The 15,971-nt window shown below is 31.4% G+C and carries 15 protein-coding genes; 12 read left to right on the top strand and 3 right to left on the bottom strand.

Going from position 1 to position 15,971, the window contains the following annotated elements:
• Positions 1-194: 194 nt before the first annotated feature.
• Positions 195-1,145, bottom strand: a complete 951-nt coding sequence (locus KDK92_RS18185) for an ABC transporter substrate-binding protein (RefSeq protein WP_250860814.1) — start codon at positions 1,143-1,145, stop codon at positions 195-197.
• Positions 1,146-1,161: 16 nt separating this feature from the next.
• Positions 1,162-2,232, bottom strand: a complete 1,071-nt coding sequence (locus KDK92_RS18180; RefSeq protein WP_250860813.1) for an FAD:protein FMN transferase — start codon at positions 2,230-2,232, stop codon at positions 1,162-1,164.
• A 532-nt stretch (positions 2,233-2,764) separates the two neighbouring features.
• Here KDK92_RS18180 and KDK92_RS18175 point away from each other — a divergent pair.
• The 11 genes from KDK92_RS18175 to KDK92_RS18125 all read left to right on the top strand — a co-directional run bounded on the left by KDK92_RS18175 (position 2,765) and on the right by KDK92_RS18125 (position 14,041).
• Entirely contained in the window at positions 2,765-4,669 is a 1,905-nt protein-coding gene (locus KDK92_RS18175) for an FAD-dependent oxidoreductase (RefSeq protein ID WP_250860812.1), read from the top strand.
• 269 nt (positions 4,670-4,938) lie between these two features.
• Positions 4,939-5,910 carry a polyprenyl synthetase family protein gene (locus tag KDK92_RS18170; protein WP_250860811.1) on the top strand — a complete coding sequence of 324 codons (972 nt, stop codon included), beginning with the start codon at positions 4,939-4,941 and terminating at the stop codon, positions 5,908-5,910.
• A gap of 22 nt (positions 5,911-5,932) precedes the next feature.
• On the top strand, positions 5,933-7,378 hold the full coding sequence (locus KDK92_RS18165; RefSeq protein WP_250860810.1) for a menaquinone biosynthesis decarboxylase: 1,446 nt from the start codon (positions 5,933-5,935) through the stop codon (positions 7,376-7,378).
• Positions 7,359-8,213: a UbiA-like polyprenyltransferase gene (locus KDK92_RS18160; RefSeq protein WP_250860809.1), complete on the top strand. Its 855-nt coding sequence runs from the start codon at positions 7,359-7,361 to the stop codon at positions 8,211-8,213. Before KDK92_RS18165 ends, KDK92_RS18160 begins: the two co-directional genes overlap by 20 nt.
• A gap of 121 nt (positions 8,214-8,334) precedes the next feature.
• On the top strand, positions 8,335-8,916 hold the full coding sequence (locus tag KDK92_RS18155; RefSeq protein ID WP_250860808.1) for a UbiX family flavin prenyltransferase: 582 nt from the start codon (positions 8,335-8,337) through the stop codon (positions 8,914-8,916).
• 18 nt (positions 8,917-8,934) lie between these two features.
• Positions 8,935-9,687, top strand: coding sequence for an ABC transporter ATP-binding protein (locus KDK92_RS18150; RefSeq protein WP_250860807.1), 753 nt, complete (start codon positions 8,935-8,937; stop codon positions 9,685-9,687).
• Positions 9,684-10,427, top strand: coding sequence for an ABC transporter permease (locus KDK92_RS18145; RefSeq protein ID WP_250860806.1), 744 nt, complete (start codon positions 9,684-9,686; stop codon positions 10,425-10,427). The genes KDK92_RS18150 and KDK92_RS18145 overlap by 4 nt, the downstream gene beginning before the upstream one ends.
• Before the next feature lie 15 nt (positions 10,428-10,442).
• The gene (locus tag KDK92_RS18140) at positions 10,443-10,802 is read left to right on the top strand and encodes an FMN-binding protein (protein WP_250860805.1); all 360 of its coding nucleotides are present in this window, start codon (positions 10,443-10,445) and stop codon (positions 10,800-10,802) included.
• A complete protein-coding gene (locus KDK92_RS18135) occupies positions 10,799-12,370 on the top strand; it encodes an ATP-binding protein (protein WP_250860804.1) in 1,572 nt (523 codons plus the stop codon). Before KDK92_RS18140 ends, KDK92_RS18135 begins: the two co-directional genes overlap by 4 nt.
• A gap of 4 nt (positions 12,371-12,374) precedes the next feature.
• On the top strand, positions 12,375-13,070 hold the full coding sequence (locus KDK92_RS18130) for a response regulator (RefSeq protein WP_250860803.1): 696 nt from the start codon (positions 12,375-12,377) through the stop codon (positions 13,068-13,070).
• Positions 13,071-13,093: 23 nt separating this feature from the next.
• The gene (locus KDK92_RS18125; RefSeq protein ID WP_250860802.1) at positions 13,094-14,041 is read left to right on the top strand and encodes a 1,4-dihydroxy-2-naphthoate polyprenyltransferase; all 948 of its coding nucleotides are present in this window, start codon (positions 13,094-13,096) and stop codon (positions 14,039-14,041) included.
• Positions 14,042-14,071: 30 nt separating this feature from the next.
• On the opposite strand, the gene KDK92_RS18120 is transcribed toward KDK92_RS18125, so the two are convergent.
• Positions 14,072-14,218 carry a hypothetical protein gene (locus tag KDK92_RS18120; protein ID WP_250860801.1) on the bottom strand — a complete coding sequence of 49 codons (147 nt, stop codon included), beginning with the start codon at positions 14,216-14,218 and terminating at the stop codon, positions 14,072-14,074.
• Between the two features lie 210 nt (positions 14,219-14,428).
• Between KDK92_RS18120 and KDK92_RS18115 the strand changes: the two genes are divergently transcribed.
• A complete protein-coding gene (locus KDK92_RS18115) occupies positions 14,429-15,775 on the top strand; it encodes a hypothetical protein (protein ID WP_250860800.1) in 1,347 nt (448 codons plus the stop codon).
• The last annotated feature ends 196 nt before the right edge of the window (positions 15,776-15,971 follow it).

Below are 15,971 nucleotides of genomic sequence, written 5' to 3'. Positions count from 1 at the left end.
TGAAATGAAACATTGTATTTTAAATACAATATTTTATCTAAAGATAAAACGAGTAAAAATATCTTGTCTAAAGAACAATAAAATGTAGGTTCTGACTTCCGAGTCAGAACCATCCATCGTTGTCCATTGTCCACTGTCCACTCTCAACTTGTTTTAAAGATTTTTAGCTTTTATTGTGCACGTAGCGCGTGCCTTTATTTTACAAACTCATCAGTTGATAATTCTTTTAAAGTATAATCATTGCTAGTTAAATCTTTTGATTTAAGCCAAGTTAACACTTCTTCTAATTCTTTTTCTGAAGGCATAGAAGCTTTAGTGTAATCTGGAAGAGTTAATGTATCCTTTATGTTTTTAGGAAAACCAGCTTCTTCAATAACGAAATCAATATAGCTCTCCATCTTCTCTTCTTTTAAAAAGGTAACTGCTTTGTTATAAGCTCTATAAAGTGCTTGAATTTCTTTAGGTTTTGAATCTATTGCATCACTAGTGAATAACATTATTCCAGGATTCACACCTAACTTATCAGAACTGTTTAAAATAGATCCGCCTGCTGTTACTGCAAGACTAGCAAGAGGTTCTGGTAATGTAGCCATGTCTAATTTCCCATTGTTAAGCATCTCTAATCTAGTTGGAATCTTAGGAATTGCAACTTTTTCTGGTGAATTAACATCAATGTTTGAAATTTCCATGATTCTATCAGTTAAGTATTCGATAATAGTATTTTTTGATATTCCTATAGATTTTCCATCAACTTGATCGATGCTAGATATTCCTGAATCTTTTCCTGCGATTAATTTAAAGCTACCATCTGTTTTAGATGTGATTTTCACGTCAAAATCATTATCATTGAAGAAAACTACAGCAAGCATATCTGATATTGCACCATCAAGCTTTTTTGTTTGCAGTGCAGTATCTCTGTCCATTGCACTTTTAAAATGTTCTATTGTAACATCAATACCTTCTTCTTTAAAGTATCCATTATGTTCTGCAATAATGAATGGAATAGAATCTAAATCTGGCATTACACCAATAGTTAATGGCTGAAGAGGGGCTGAAGAATCCTCCTTATTAGTTTGGCTTGTGCAGCCTAAAAGACTAATACTTATGATTAATATTAAAGCTATTAATAAACTCTTTTTTTTCATTGTGTACACGCTCCCGCTAGTTTTTATGTTTTAATTCGAAGTTCTCATCAGTAATCTTGAAATTTCCTTCAAGACCAGATGTTATATAAATCTCATTGTTCCTAGTTACAAATATTGCATCAACACCTTCTAAGGTTTCAATTAATTTACTTCCTTCCTCCACATCCATAGAGAATACTGAAGTTGAAAGGCCATCTGCATCAATGGAGTTATCCGCGATAATTGATACACTTGCTAATGAGTTTTCCATAGGATACCCTGTGAAAGGATTCAATATATGATGATATCTAACTCCATCTTGTTCTATGTATCTTTCATATATTCCTGAAGTTACTACTGATTTGTTTTCCACCTTAATTACCCCTAGATGCGCTCCACGGTCAGAAAATGGATTTTGTATTCCTATTCTCCAAGGAGTAGAGTCAGGTTTTACACCCATGGCACAAATATTTCCACCAAGACTGATGATAGCGCTATTAATATTTTTAGATTTTAGATATTTTACAATTTCATCTGCTGCATAACCCTTAGCAATGGCTCCTAAATCAAGCATCATATTATAATCATTAAGTTCTACGCTGAAAGTTGACTCATCTAATAATACATTTTTATAATTAATTTTTTTTATAGTGGCATCTATTTCATCTTGAGTTGGAACACGAGCATTTTCAGAACCTATGCTCCACAATTTAACTAAAGGACCAATACTGATATCAAATAAACCTTGAGATAAAGAAGAGTAGTACTTACCCCTATTTATTACGTAAAATGTTTCAGGAGAAACTTTTACTTCGGCACTACCTGAATTAGCATTGATTTTAGAAATCTCACTATCATCGAGATTTAAACTCATGTTACTTTCAATGGAATTAAGTATGTCAAAAACATCTTCGAACACATCATCAGATACCTGTTCATATATGTTGATATCGATTACAGTTCCCATAAAAAAATCTGTTTTTGATATTGGTAAATTTAATGATTCTTTGGCTTCTTCTTGTGAAGAATCTAACACACTAAACTTAAAAATCACAACAAAAAATATTATAAATAATAGAAAAATAATTTTTTTAGAGTGCTTTAACATAGGGACTCTCCTTTCAAATCTGATAAACAGAAATATATTTTTTATATATAGATATCTTACCGCGAAATTTTATTTGTACATGTTCCAAAATCTCAAAGATTCAATGAGTTATGGACTTGTATAAATAAATTATTGAGCTGCGATATTTATAGGATAAATTTTTAGATAGAAAATTATAATGAATCATAGAATTGGACAAAATTGCAAAAAAAAGAAATTCCCTTGAGGTAAAAAATGAAATGTAATAATGAAGTGATTATAACACTGATTACTTTTAAAGTAAATGAGTTTTTTAATTCTTAGGAAATCCATGGACGAAGTGCAGTTTTTCTGTGAACTAAATTAACAAAATATATTAATAATGACCAAAAGAGTGGCTTATATGGACATATGAGTAGGGTATGATAAACTTTTAACTAAGGTAAAGAAATGTGAAAATTGAATAAGAGTGGATGAAATTAATAGTAATTGTAATGGAAATGATGATATGTAAAAATTAGAGAAACAATTGTTACCAGATGGGGGGACAAATATGAATCAGAAGAAGAAAATAGTAGTGTTAGGCGGTGGATATGGTGGTGTATTAACTGCTAAAAAACTTGCCAAAAAGCTTAAGAAAGAAAAAGATGTTGAAATCACGCTTATAGACAAGAAACCATATCACACATTGCTTACTGAGCTTCACGAGGTTGCGGCAAATAGAGTATCAGAAGACTCTATTAAAATTGATTTAAAAAAAATATTTGCAAAGAGAAATGTGGACGTTGTTCTGGATGAGATTACTGACTTAGATTTTGATAACAAGGTGTTGAAATCTGAGGGGAATTCATATAAGTATGATTATTTAGTAATCGGTACAGGGTGCCAACCAACTTACTTTGGTATACCTGGAGCAAAGGAATACACTCGTAAGCTATGGTCATATGAGGACGCAGTTCAGTTAAAAGAACACATTCTTCACATGTTTAGAGAAGCTGTGAAAGAGCCTAATAAAGAGAAGAGACAGAAAATGTTGACTTTCGTTGTAGTAGGTGGTGGGTTCACTGGAATCGAGATGATTGGTGAATTAGGTGAGTGGAAGGATAGACTATGTAAAGATTTCGCTGTAGATAGAGAAGAGGTCAAGTTATACGTAGTAGATGCAATGCCGAAAATATTACCGATTTTCCCGGATAAGATAATTAATAAAGTTGAGAAAAGACTTAAAAAGCTAGATGTACAAGTAGTTACCAATGCAGGAATCACAGAAGTTTCTAAGAATTCTGTTACATTAGGAGACAAGGGTACAATAAAAACTAATACCGTTATATGGGCAGCTGGTATTGAGGGTTCGGATATTGTTGGTAAGATGGATATAGAACAAAAGGGTAGAAAGAGAATAGTTACAAATGATAAGCTGCAGGCTTTAGAATATGAAAATGTTTATGTTGTTGGAGATAATATTTTCTATATTCCAGAAGGAGAAGAAAGACCGGTACCACAAATGGTTGAGAATGCTGAGAGTTCTGCACCAATAATTGCGCATAATATTTGCAGTGATATAAAAGGTGGAGAAAAGAAATCTTACAAGCCAGAGTTCCATGGGGCAATGGTATGTGTAGGGGGAAGGTATGCAGTAGCTCATTTAGGTAAACCAGGGAAATTCTTTGGACTACCTAGTTTCTTCGCAGCATTTGTTAAGCATTTTATTAATTTAGTGTACTTCGTTCAAGTTGCTGGATTTAATAAGTGTTGGTCATATATTATGCATGAATTCTTCCATATTAAAGATAAAAGAAGTTTTGTTGGAGGACATTTTTCAAAGGCATCTCCAAACTTCTGGTTAGTACCATTGAGAATTTTTGTTGGATACAAATGGTTAGCTGAGGGAATTGAAAAATTAGAAAAAATAATTCATGATCCTTCAAAGATATTCTTAATACCTGCACCACCAGCGGTTGATGGAACAACAGCTGCAACAGCGGCAGCAAAAGTAACAGAAAAAGTAGTGGAGGCAACAACTTCAGCATCTACTGCAGTAGCAGGAGGAGCAACGGAAGCTGTTTCTCAGTATGGCGCAGCGTTACCAGTACCTGGATTTATTGAAAATATAGTTAAATGGTCTATGGATGCATTCTTCTATAATGGAGAAGGTGGGTATACTTTCATGGCAAAACTATTCCAAACTGGGATGGTAATTGGTGAAATCGTAGTAGGATTACTATTGATTGCAGGATTATTTACTGCACTTGCTTCAATAATTTCATTGGCAATGGGTATGATGATATGGTCATCTGGAATGGCACCAACTGAGATGTTATGGTATATGGGTGCTGCAATCGCACTTATAGGTGGTTCAGGAAGTACATTTGGACTAGATTATTATGTATTGCCTGTTCTGAAAAAATGGTGGAAGAACATTGGGTTCGTTAGAAAATCATATTTATATGTAGATTAACCTGAATAAAGTAGAATAGAAAATTTCCCAAATGTCCTTTTAAAAAATTAAAAGGACATTTGATGCGTTTCAATAGTTAATTTGTAATAATTTGAATTATTTGGTTGATTAGTTTTTAGAATATGATTTAATATAAGTATGGCAAATTATGTTGTTGTACCTTCTAAATACCTCTTTTCTTTTGAATAGATATTTATTAGAATTATATTGAGAGTTGTTATCGATTATTAGAAGATATGCAATATAAAATAATTTAACAAGGTGATGAAATGAATAGGTTTTGGAGTGAATACCCTCATATAGAACGAGAATTAGAAAATGTAACTAATATTATGAAAGTAAATATAAAATCTAGGGAGAGCGAATTTACTAAAGCAATATCTCCTTTAGTTGATGCAGGTGGAAAAATGTTGAGACCGGCATTTTTATTATTAGCAGGAAAATTTGGAGAGTATGACCCTGAAAAGATGCAGAATCTAGCAGCTACGATTGAGATGATGCACACAGCAACCTTGGTTCATGATGATATTGTAGATGAATCTAAACTTAGAAGAGGGGTAGAAACAATACAATCTAAATATGGAAAAGAATATGCAGTTTATATTGGGGACTTTTTGTTCTGCCAGTGTTTTATAATGCTTTCCGAATACAATTATTCTCCAGAAAATTTGAAAAATATATCAAAGGCAATATCTAAGATCTGTATGGGTGAGATAGTGCAATATAATCTTAGGTATTCAAAGAATACAAGCGTAAGGAAATATTTAAAAATAATATCAGGAAAGACTGCTGCATTGTTTGCTATCAGTCTTTATACTGGAGCAAATGAAGCTGGATGTGATGAAAAAATATCAAAATTACTTGGCAAAATTGGATATCATATTGGTATGGCATTTCAGATAATGGATGACATACTTGATTATAGTGGTAATGCCAGTAAATTGGGTAAGAGCGCACAGCGAGATTTGATAAGTGGATACTATACATTACCTCTTTTATACGCAATAGGTGAGGATAAGGAAAATAAAATTGGGGATATTTTGGATAACTCTTCATTAAGTGAAGCGGATGTTAAAGAACTAGTTTTGTTGGTTGATGAATATAAAGGTATGGAGAGAGCTAGAGAATTAGCAGATAAATATACAAAAAAAGCATTTGATAGTATAGATAAATTACCAGAGTGTGAGAGCAAAAAAATAATTAGAGATATAACAGATAAATTATTGAATAGAAACTTTTAGACTGAGAGAGAGGGATTGAATAATGGCGTATAAAGATATGCATGACTTCATAGAGGTTTTAAGAAAAAAAAATCTACTACATGAGATTGAAGTAGAAGTGGATAGCAATCTTGAGATTACGGAAATAACTGATAGGGTATCTAAGAAGTATGGTAAGGCATTGTTGTTTAAGAATGTAAAAGGTTCTGATTATCCAGTATTAATTAATTCATTAGGAACATATGAGAGAATGAATCTTGGACTTGAGGTAGAAGAACTTGATGAGATTGCTGATACTATATTAGATTTCATGGATATTAGTAATTATGCTACGTTGATAAATAAGGTTAAATCTATTCCTAAATTGGCTTGGTTGGCAAGGGTTTTCCCTAAAAAGGTGAAGAAGGGAGCTTGTCAAGAAGTAATAGAGGAACCGGATTTAACTAAACTTCCAATTTTGCAATGCTGGCCAGAGGATGGTGGAAAATATATTACTCTTCCACTTGTGATAACAAAGGATCCAGAAACAGGGCAGCAAAATGTTGGAATGTATAGACTTCAGGTATACGATGAGAAAACAACAGGGATGCATTGGCATTTACATAAAGATGGTAGAGAAATCTATGAAAAGTATAGAAAATCAGGAAAGAGAATGCCTGTTTCAGTAGCATTAGGATGTGATCCTGCTACTATTTATTCTGCCACAGCGCCACTTCCAAAGATGATAGATGAGATGATCTTTGCTGGTTTTCTAAGAAAGTCACCTGTGGATATGGTTAAGTGTGTTACAAATGATATTTATGTTCCTGCCAATTCAGAATTCATACTTGAAGGATATGTTGATCTTGATGAAATGAGATTAGAAGGTCCTTTTGGTGATCATACTGGTTATTATTCCCTTGCTGATATGTATCCAGTTTTTCATATAGAAAAAATCACTAGAAAGAAGAATCCAATATATCCAACAACGATTGTAGGAAAACCACCAATGGAGGATTGCTATTTAGGAAAAGTAACTGAAAGAGTATTCCTACCATTGATTAAGGTTCAATGTCCTGAAATAGTGGATATGAATTTCCCACTAGAAGGGGTATTTCATAATTGTGTAATTGTTTCTATAAAAAAAGCTTATCCAAAGCATGCTCAAAAGATCATGAACGCACTTTGGGGTATGGGACAAATGATGTACACTAAGATGATAATAGTTGTGGACGAGAATATAAAACCACAGGATTTATCAACTGTAGCATGGAAGATATTTAATAATATAGATGCAAAAAGAGATTTAGTAATCTCTGAAGGTCCTTTGGATGCGTTAGATCATGCATCAAACACAGCATATTATGGACATAGACTAGGAATTGATGCTACAAAAAAATGGCCGTCAGAAGGACATACAAGAGAGTGGCCAGATGATATAGAAATGAGTGAAGAGATTAAAGATTTAGTTGATAAGAGGTGGAAAGAATATGGTATTAGAGAAGATTAAAAAATACGGAGAAGTAGTTATGTTCTCCCATACTTTATTTTCACTGCCTTTCGCATTAATTGGAATGATATGGGCAGCAGGAGGATTACCGTCATTTCATACTGTATTTTGGATATTAATTGCTTTAGTTGGAGCAAGAAATGGAGCTAATGCTCTAAATAGAATAGTGGATAAAGATATTGATAAGAAAAACCCAAGGACAGCTAATAGGCATCTGCCAAAGGGTATTGTAAAGGAATACGAAGTATGGGGAATAGTAGTATTGTGTTTTTCAATTTTTATTTTAGCAGCATACAAGTTAAATACTCTATGTTTTTTATTATCACCAGTAGCGCTTTTTCTATTTATAATTTACTCCTACACTAAAAGGTTTACTTGGGCATGTCATGTTGTGCTTGGAATTGCCTGTGGGGGAGCACCTGTTGGTGCTTGGCTTGCAGTAACAGGAAAGTTTGCATTAGCACCACTTATTTTAGGTGCAGTTGTGATGTTATGGGTTGCTGGGTTTGATATAATCTATGGAACTCAAGATATTCAGTTTGATAGAGAGTCAGGATTATTCTCAATACCAGCAAGATTTGGATTAAAAGGAGCTTTGTACATATCTAGAGGGTTTCATTTTATCATGATTTTATTACTGATTAGTTTGTATTTTATCATGGGTTTAGGGTGGATATATCTAGTAGGAATTATAATCAGTGCAGGGTTATTAGTATTGGAGCATTATATGGTTTCTCCATCAAATGAAAAGAAGATGAAGATTGCATCTTACAATATCAATCAGGTTGTGAGTGTTTTGATATTTATTTTTACAATGATAGATGTTTTTATATAGAATGAATTAAATTTTGTTATCATATTCATATCAAACAGCCAATGGTTCAAGGCTGTTTGATATGTAAGATGGTTACAAAATTACATTCTATTTATTTTGACATAATTATGAGGTGAAATTTTTGAAAAAATATATTATAGGAATTACAGGAGCAAGTGGGAGCATTTACGGAGTTAGACTTGTAGAAGAATTGTTAAAGCAAGGAAATGAAGTTCACTTGGTTATTACAGATAACGGAAGAAAAGTTTTAGAATATGAAATTGAAGTTAATTTTGAAGAGTGGATATATAATGTAAAAGAGTATAAAGGCAATTTAATAGTATGTGATATTGATGATATGTTCTCCTCAATAGCTAGTGGATCATTTAGAACTGATGGAATGGTAATTGTTCCATGCTCTATGGGAACTCTTTCAAAAATCAGTTGTGGAGTTACGGATAACTTATTGATAAGGGCTGCTGATGTTATGATAAAGGAGAAGAGAAATTTAATTCTTGTTCCTAGGGAAACACCATTTAATTCAATTCACCTTAAGAATATGCTTTTCTTGAGTGATATGAATGTTACTATGTTACCTCCTATGCCTGCTTTTTATCAGAAACCTAAAACTATTGAGGAGCTTGTTAACATAACAGTTGGAAGAATTCTTTCAAGTTTAAATATTGAGAGTGATTTATATGATGAATGGGGCGGAAATAAATAAAAAATAGGTGATAAGCTAATGATCGAAGTTAATAATTTAAGTGTTTCTTATAAAAACAAGGACAAACATATTAAGGCTATAGAAACTGTGGATTTGTCAGTGGAAGAAGGCGAAATATGTGTTGTTATTGGAGCATCAGGATGTGGTAAATCCACTTTGTTAAAGGTATTAGCAGGAATTCTTAAAGGGGATGAAGGACAGGTTCTAATAGATGGAAATGAAGTAAATCCTAAGAGTCATAGAATTGGCTTCATACCTCAGAATTACGGATTGGTTAAATGGAAGAGTGTAGAAGAAAATGTATTTTTATCGGCTAAGATTAAAGATGGTAAAAAAAGTATCGATAAAGATTTCTATAGGAGAATATTAAAGGAATTAGATATTGATAAGTTAGTGAAAAGGTATCCTACTCAACTGAGTGGGGGACAGATGCAGAGAGTTTCAATTGCAAGGGCTTTATTGTTGAAACCTAACTTGCTCTTAATGGATGAGCCGTTTTCCTCGTTAGATGCTATGATTAGGGAAGAAGTACAAGAACTATTTTTACAGGTGTGGAAGGAATACAAGGTTACAACCTTATTAGTAACTCATGATATAAGAGAAGCCATTTATCTAGGGCAGAAAATAGTGGTGCTTTCATCAACCCCTGGAAAGGTTGTTGAGGTTATAGATAATCCTCTATTTGGGAAAAGTAATGTTGAATTTAATAAGGAATTTATTGATATGAATATTAGACTAAAAAATACTCTCAAAGGAGAGAGAATAGGATGAGAATTAGAGAAAATAAAATAACTAATTTTATTTTAGCACTTCTTTTGATTTTTGCTATATGGCAAATAGTTGGAATGATTATGAAAAGTCCTATACTCCCACCACCAACAAAGATAATGATAAATATTTTCACAACTTTTCGGAGCCATATAGCAATTCATGCTTTACATAGTTTGAGAAGAATTATAATAGGATTGAGTTTATCAGTAACACTAGGAACGTTAATTGGAGTATTAATGGGGTATTTCAAAAATATTGATTCAATTCTTTCACCTATTATATATTTTAATTATCCAATTCCAAAAATAGCTTTACTTCCAATAGTTATGCTTATGTTTGGATTAGGGGATTTAACTAAGATATTTATGATTTTCTTAATTACTTTTTTTCAGATTGTAGTGAGTATAAGAGATGAGGTTAAGAATATTCCTGAAGAAGTTTTTTATCCCATGTATTCTGTGGGAGCTAATAATGTTGAAATAATAAGAGAAATCATTCTTCCAGGAATAGTTCCAGGGATTTTAACTTCATTAAGGATTGGAATAGGAACTTCAATATCAGTTTTATTCTTTACTGAAAACTTTGGAACGGAATATGGTATGGGATATTTTATTATGGACTCATGGATGAGGGTTAATTATATTCAGATGTATTCTGGTATCTTGATTTTAAGTTTTATAGGATTAGTAATATTCATAACTATTGATGTGATTGAAAATATTTGTTTTCCTTGGAGATAGAGGAGGGGGAGTTAGGTGAAAAAACTTTTAACGTTATGTTTGACTATGGGAATAGCCATTCAATTGACTTCTTGTGGGGATAAAAAGATAATTTATAAAGAAGGTAAATATGAGGGGACTGGGCAAGGACATATTGATGAAATTAGGGTGGAAATTACAACAGATGAATACGAAATCAAAGCTATTGAGATTATAGAAGATCAAGAGATTCCTTTGTTAAGTAAAATTGTGTATGAAGAGATTCCTAAAGAAGTAATAAAAGCTAATAGCACCAAGGTTGATGTGGTAACTGGAGCAACATATACCAGTAAGGGACTTATTCAGGCTATAGAAGATGCACTTAGTAATGCTATGATTGAGGGGGATGATTATTGAAATTACAAAATAGATTGATGATATTTTTTAGCGCTATAATGATTTTGGTGATTGGAACCATTGGATGTGTTACTTATCATCATATGCAAGTGTCTTTGGAAGAGCAGATGGGGAATAATGCAATGGATTTAGCAGTGACCATTTCCTCAATGGATATAATTGAAAAAACTCTAGCCACCACTAATGACTATGAGGTTGTTCAGAATACAATAGATGACTTTAGTGACAAAACAAGATTTCAATATATCATAGTCATGGATATGGAAGGTATTAAGTATTCATATCCATATGGGAATACCCTTGGTAAAAAATATAATGATGGTGGAGAAGAAAGGGTATTAAAAGAGGGCGAATCCTATGTTTCTAAAGATAGGAATAAATTGATTACAGCAATAAGGGCTTATGTACCAATAAATTATGAGGGAGAGCAGGTAGGTGCTGTTGTTGTAGGACTTTTAACAGATACTGTATACCAGGAACTGAGAACTCAGATGTTCTTTTTCAAGATAACCATAGTGGTTGGTATCATAATTGGAATAATAAGTGCAGCAATACTATCAAATTCAATAAAGAAGACCATATTTGGATTAGAACCAAAGGAAATCGCACTTTTACTTGGACAAAGAAACTTGGTATTACAGAGTTTAAAAGATGGAATTTTAGCTATAGATAATGATGGAAAGATAATATTTATCAACAAAGCTGCAAAGAAAATTCTAGCACTTAATGATGATGATTTAGGGAAAGATATTTCCATACTAAGTAAAAATTATACTGATAGTATGGTGGAGGTTTTAAGAAAAAGGATTCCAATATATAATCAGGAAATAAAAGTTGGACATAACAAAACCCTTGTGTCTAGTCATACTATTCTCACAAACCATAAGGATGAGATAATAGGCGTAGTTTCAAGTTTTAATGATTTAACAGAAGTTAAACATATGGCAGAGGAACTAACTGGAGCAAGAAAAATGACCTGTGCTCTAAGAGCTCAAAACCATGAGTTTATGAATAAGTTGCACACTATTTCAGGACTTATTCAACTTGAGGAATACGATGAGGCTATTGAATATATCTCTGATATATCTCATGAAAGACAAGATGTTTCTAATATATTAAATAAGAAAATAAGTAATGTTCATATAGCGGGATTGTTGCTTGCTAAATATAATAAGGCAACAGAAGCTAAGATATCTATGGCGATTGATCCAAATTCTAACATGGAAAAGATTCCAGATAGTGTAACAGCAGATGAGATTTGTTCAATAATTGGTAATTTAATTGAGAATTCAATAGATGAATTAGTAAAGTATGAGAATGGCAAAATATTTGTGAAATTAAATTCTGATGAAGAGGGATTGCACATAAGAGTCAAGGATAATGGTCCTGGTATTTCTAAAGGTATAAGAGATAAAATATTCGAAAGAGGGTTTACTACTAAATCAGGAAGCAGGGGGTTTGGTCTAAATATTATAAAACAGATAGTAGATTATGCTGAAGGGAGTATAGATATTTCCCAAGATAATGGAACTGTATGGGATATATTTATACCTATGGAAAGGAGTTAATTTAATGATTAAGGTGCTTATAGTTGAAGATGACCCAATGGTAAGTATGATCAATGAGAGGTTTTTGAAAAAAGTAGAAGGCTTTGAATTAAGCGGGATTGTAAATTCCATAGAGAAGGCAAAAGATGCAATATTAATATATAAACCTGATTTATTACTATTAGATATTTTCTTTCCACAAGGGAAAGGAACAGATTTATTAAGATGGGTACGTTCAGAGAATATTAAATGTGATGCTATTTTGATTACAGCTGATCGTAATACCGAAACTGTTGAGGAAGCATTTAGATATGGAGTTGTTGACTATCTTGTGAAGCCTTTTGTTTTCAAAAGATTCAAGGAATCGCTTATTCAATTTAAAAATAGAAAGTGCAGCTTTGAAGATAATGAGAATATTGAGCAAGAGACTATTGATAGATATATATTTAAAGAGAAGAATTTTGAGTCAGAACAGATAGATGATATTAGTGATATGAAAGGATTTAACCAGCGTACTTATGAGAAGGTATTAGAAGGTATATATGATATGGGTGATGAAAATTTTACAGCCCAGCAAATCGCTGAGAATATTGGAGTTTCTAGAATTACTGCAAGAAGGTATTTAGATTATTTAGAAAAAGAAAAAAAGCTTGAGGTTGAGATGGAGTATGGCAAAGTTGGTAGACCTAAAAACAAATACAAACTTAAAACAGAAGATTAATATAAAGATGGAGGAAAAAAGGAATGTCATTGAGTAGTTTTTTAAAATTAGTAGAAATTCAGACGAAGCTGGCAAGTTGCATTCCATTTTTACTAGGAAATATTTATGCGCTATATCACTATAATCAATTTAATTTTAAGAATTTTATACTTATGTTTATGTCACTAATAACATTTGATATGGCTACAACAGCTATCAATAATTACTATGATTATAAGAGAGCTAAAAAAACTCATGGATATAATTATGAAACACATAATGCCATTGTTAAAGATAATTTAAAAGAAGGAACTGTTATTGGAGTTATACTGTCCCTTTTGATAGCGGCAACTATATTTGGAACATTATTGTTTTTAAACACAAATATTGTAGTTTTACTTTTAGGAATGGTATCATTTCTAGGAGGCATTTGTTATTCCTTTGGACCTATACCGATATCAAGAACTCCTTTAGGTGAGATTATCTCAGGTCTATTAATGGGATTTATAATTGTATTCTTATCAATATATATACATGTTGGGAATAGTTTAGTTCTTTTTTCCTATAGTAATAGTATGTTAAGCATCAATATAAATCTTATAGAATTAATTTATATATTTATGTTCGCTATACCTACAGTGAATTGTATTGCAAATATTATGCTTGCAAATAATATTTGTGATATTGAGGATGATAAAGAAAATGAGCGTTATACATTACCTATATATATAGGTAAAGATAAAGCTCTTAACTTATATAAGGTATTATACTATATTGTATATATTGATATAATTATTATGATTGTTTTGAAGATAGTACCTATTGTCTGTGTAATAACACTACTGACATTTATTTTAGTAAATAAGAATATTAAATTATTTTATGAAAAGCAAACAAAAAAAGATACATTCGCTTTAGCTGTTAAGAATTTGATGATAATAAATGTTGTACAGATAGTTGCTATGGTTGTTGGAAACCTGATAGTTAAATGAAAAAAGGCACTCTAGTGCCTTTTTTTTATACTATTTTATATTTTTCCAATAACTTTTGTCTGCTTTACTTTGTACTTTCTTTAGATTTTCTTTTTCACTTTCTGAAGCGTTAGGGTTTGTATCTACTTTACTTTGTAATCTACTTACTTGATCTTTACTCATTTGAATCTTATCCATAAAAAATTCTCCTCTCTTGATTAATATTGAGTATGTACATAGTATTAATATTTAGGGAGGTTTTATTCATGGTGTTATATTACAAATAAACTCTAAGGAATAAAGCTACAATTTTTTTATTGAAATATATTCATTTAATACATAAAAAGAACACAAAAAGTACACAAGCTTGTCTTATTATATAATCATAAACTAATACGAGGTGATTATATGAGAAATAAAGCATTTATAGCAGCAATTTTAACATTAGGAATTGGTTTGGGAACATTAGGAATATCCACACAGTCAAAAGAAATTACAAGTGATAAACAATATATTAATAATGTATATAATATAGCTAAAGAGAAAAATAATAAGCTTGAACAAGATTGTGATACTGAAGCAAATTTTGAAGAGAACTATGAAAGTATATCATTTGATGAGTTTATAGGGGAGGATATTAAATATTTTGATAGTGAGGAAATAGAAAAACTTAAAAAACTTTATGAGACTGCTGCAGAATATGAACTTAAATCTGTAAAAGCATGGAGTGAATTTGAAAGTATATTAGAGAATATTGCAGAAAGCAAAGGCATCCAATTAACAGATAATGATCAACTACAAAATGGAGAAGAAGATGGACAAGACTATTTCGGTGAATTTTTACAAGGGATTAAGGATGAAATAGGTTCGGATTTATATGAAGAATTATTAAAGCTTTATGAGCAAGGGACTAACGCTGAAAATGAAGAAAACTATGAAGAGGCAGATAAGCTTTGGAATGAAATTGAACAAATTCTAAGTGAAAAAGGTTATGATACTGAAACAATGTCTCCTGAAGGTGAAAATGAAGAGTTATTTGCAGCATTTAATGTTGTAAATGGTAAGATTGAAATTAATAAAGAAGAAAAAACTGAAAAGCTTTCACAAGAAGATATGGAAAAATATCAATTAATTTGGCAAAGAGTAAAGAGACTTGTGCCTAAATCTTATATAAATAGAATTGCAAACTTTAATATAAACTCGGATGGTAAAGATGGAACATTAGCTTATGTTTATGGAGTAGATGAAAAAGGTGAAAAATGGGCTATGGCTATAGATAAAAAAGATGCATTTAAAGAAGATGGCAAACTAGATAATGTTGACTTAAATCATTCTATTATTCATGAGTTTGCTCATATATTAACTTTAAATAATTCTCAAATGAAAAAAGAAAGAGATGAGAAAAGTAAGACATTTACGATATATGAGGGGACAACAAAGGAGAAATCCTATTTAAATAGATATTATAATAAGTTTTGGAAAAATATAAATAGTGAATGGGAAAAAGCACAAGAATCAGAAGATGCAATGATGAATTTCTATGATAAATATAAAAATGATTTTGTTTCAGACTATGCAATAACTAATCCCGTAGAAGATATTGCTGAAAGCTTTACTGAATTCGTTATACAGGACAAGCCGAAAGGTAATTCTGTTAAAGAGCAGAAGATGTTATTCTTCTATAAATTTAAAGAGATGACAAAATTGAGAAATGAAATAAGAGGAAATCTTAAAAAGATATCAGCTTTAAAATAATCCCGCAAAACCCTTGGTTAATAATTAACCAAGGGTTTTTAACGACTAAAACTGTTAATTGCCAAAATATGAAATAGGCAGCTATCTAATAAAGTGGTATAATAACGATAATTAAATTTTAGAATAATATTTAATTTTATAAAAGTGAAGGAATAATATATCCTGTAAGCTGAAAATTTAAAATATGTGCTAAATA

It is taken from the genome of Oceanirhabdus seepicola (genome assembly GCF_023684385.1).
In the GTDB taxonomy this organism is placed as follows: Bacteria; Bacillota; Clostridia; order Clostridiales; family Clostridiaceae; genus Oceanirhabdus; species Oceanirhabdus seepicola.
The sequence above is the reverse complement of the archived record's forward strand: the minus strand, read 5'-3'. Positions and strand labels throughout refer to the sequence as shown.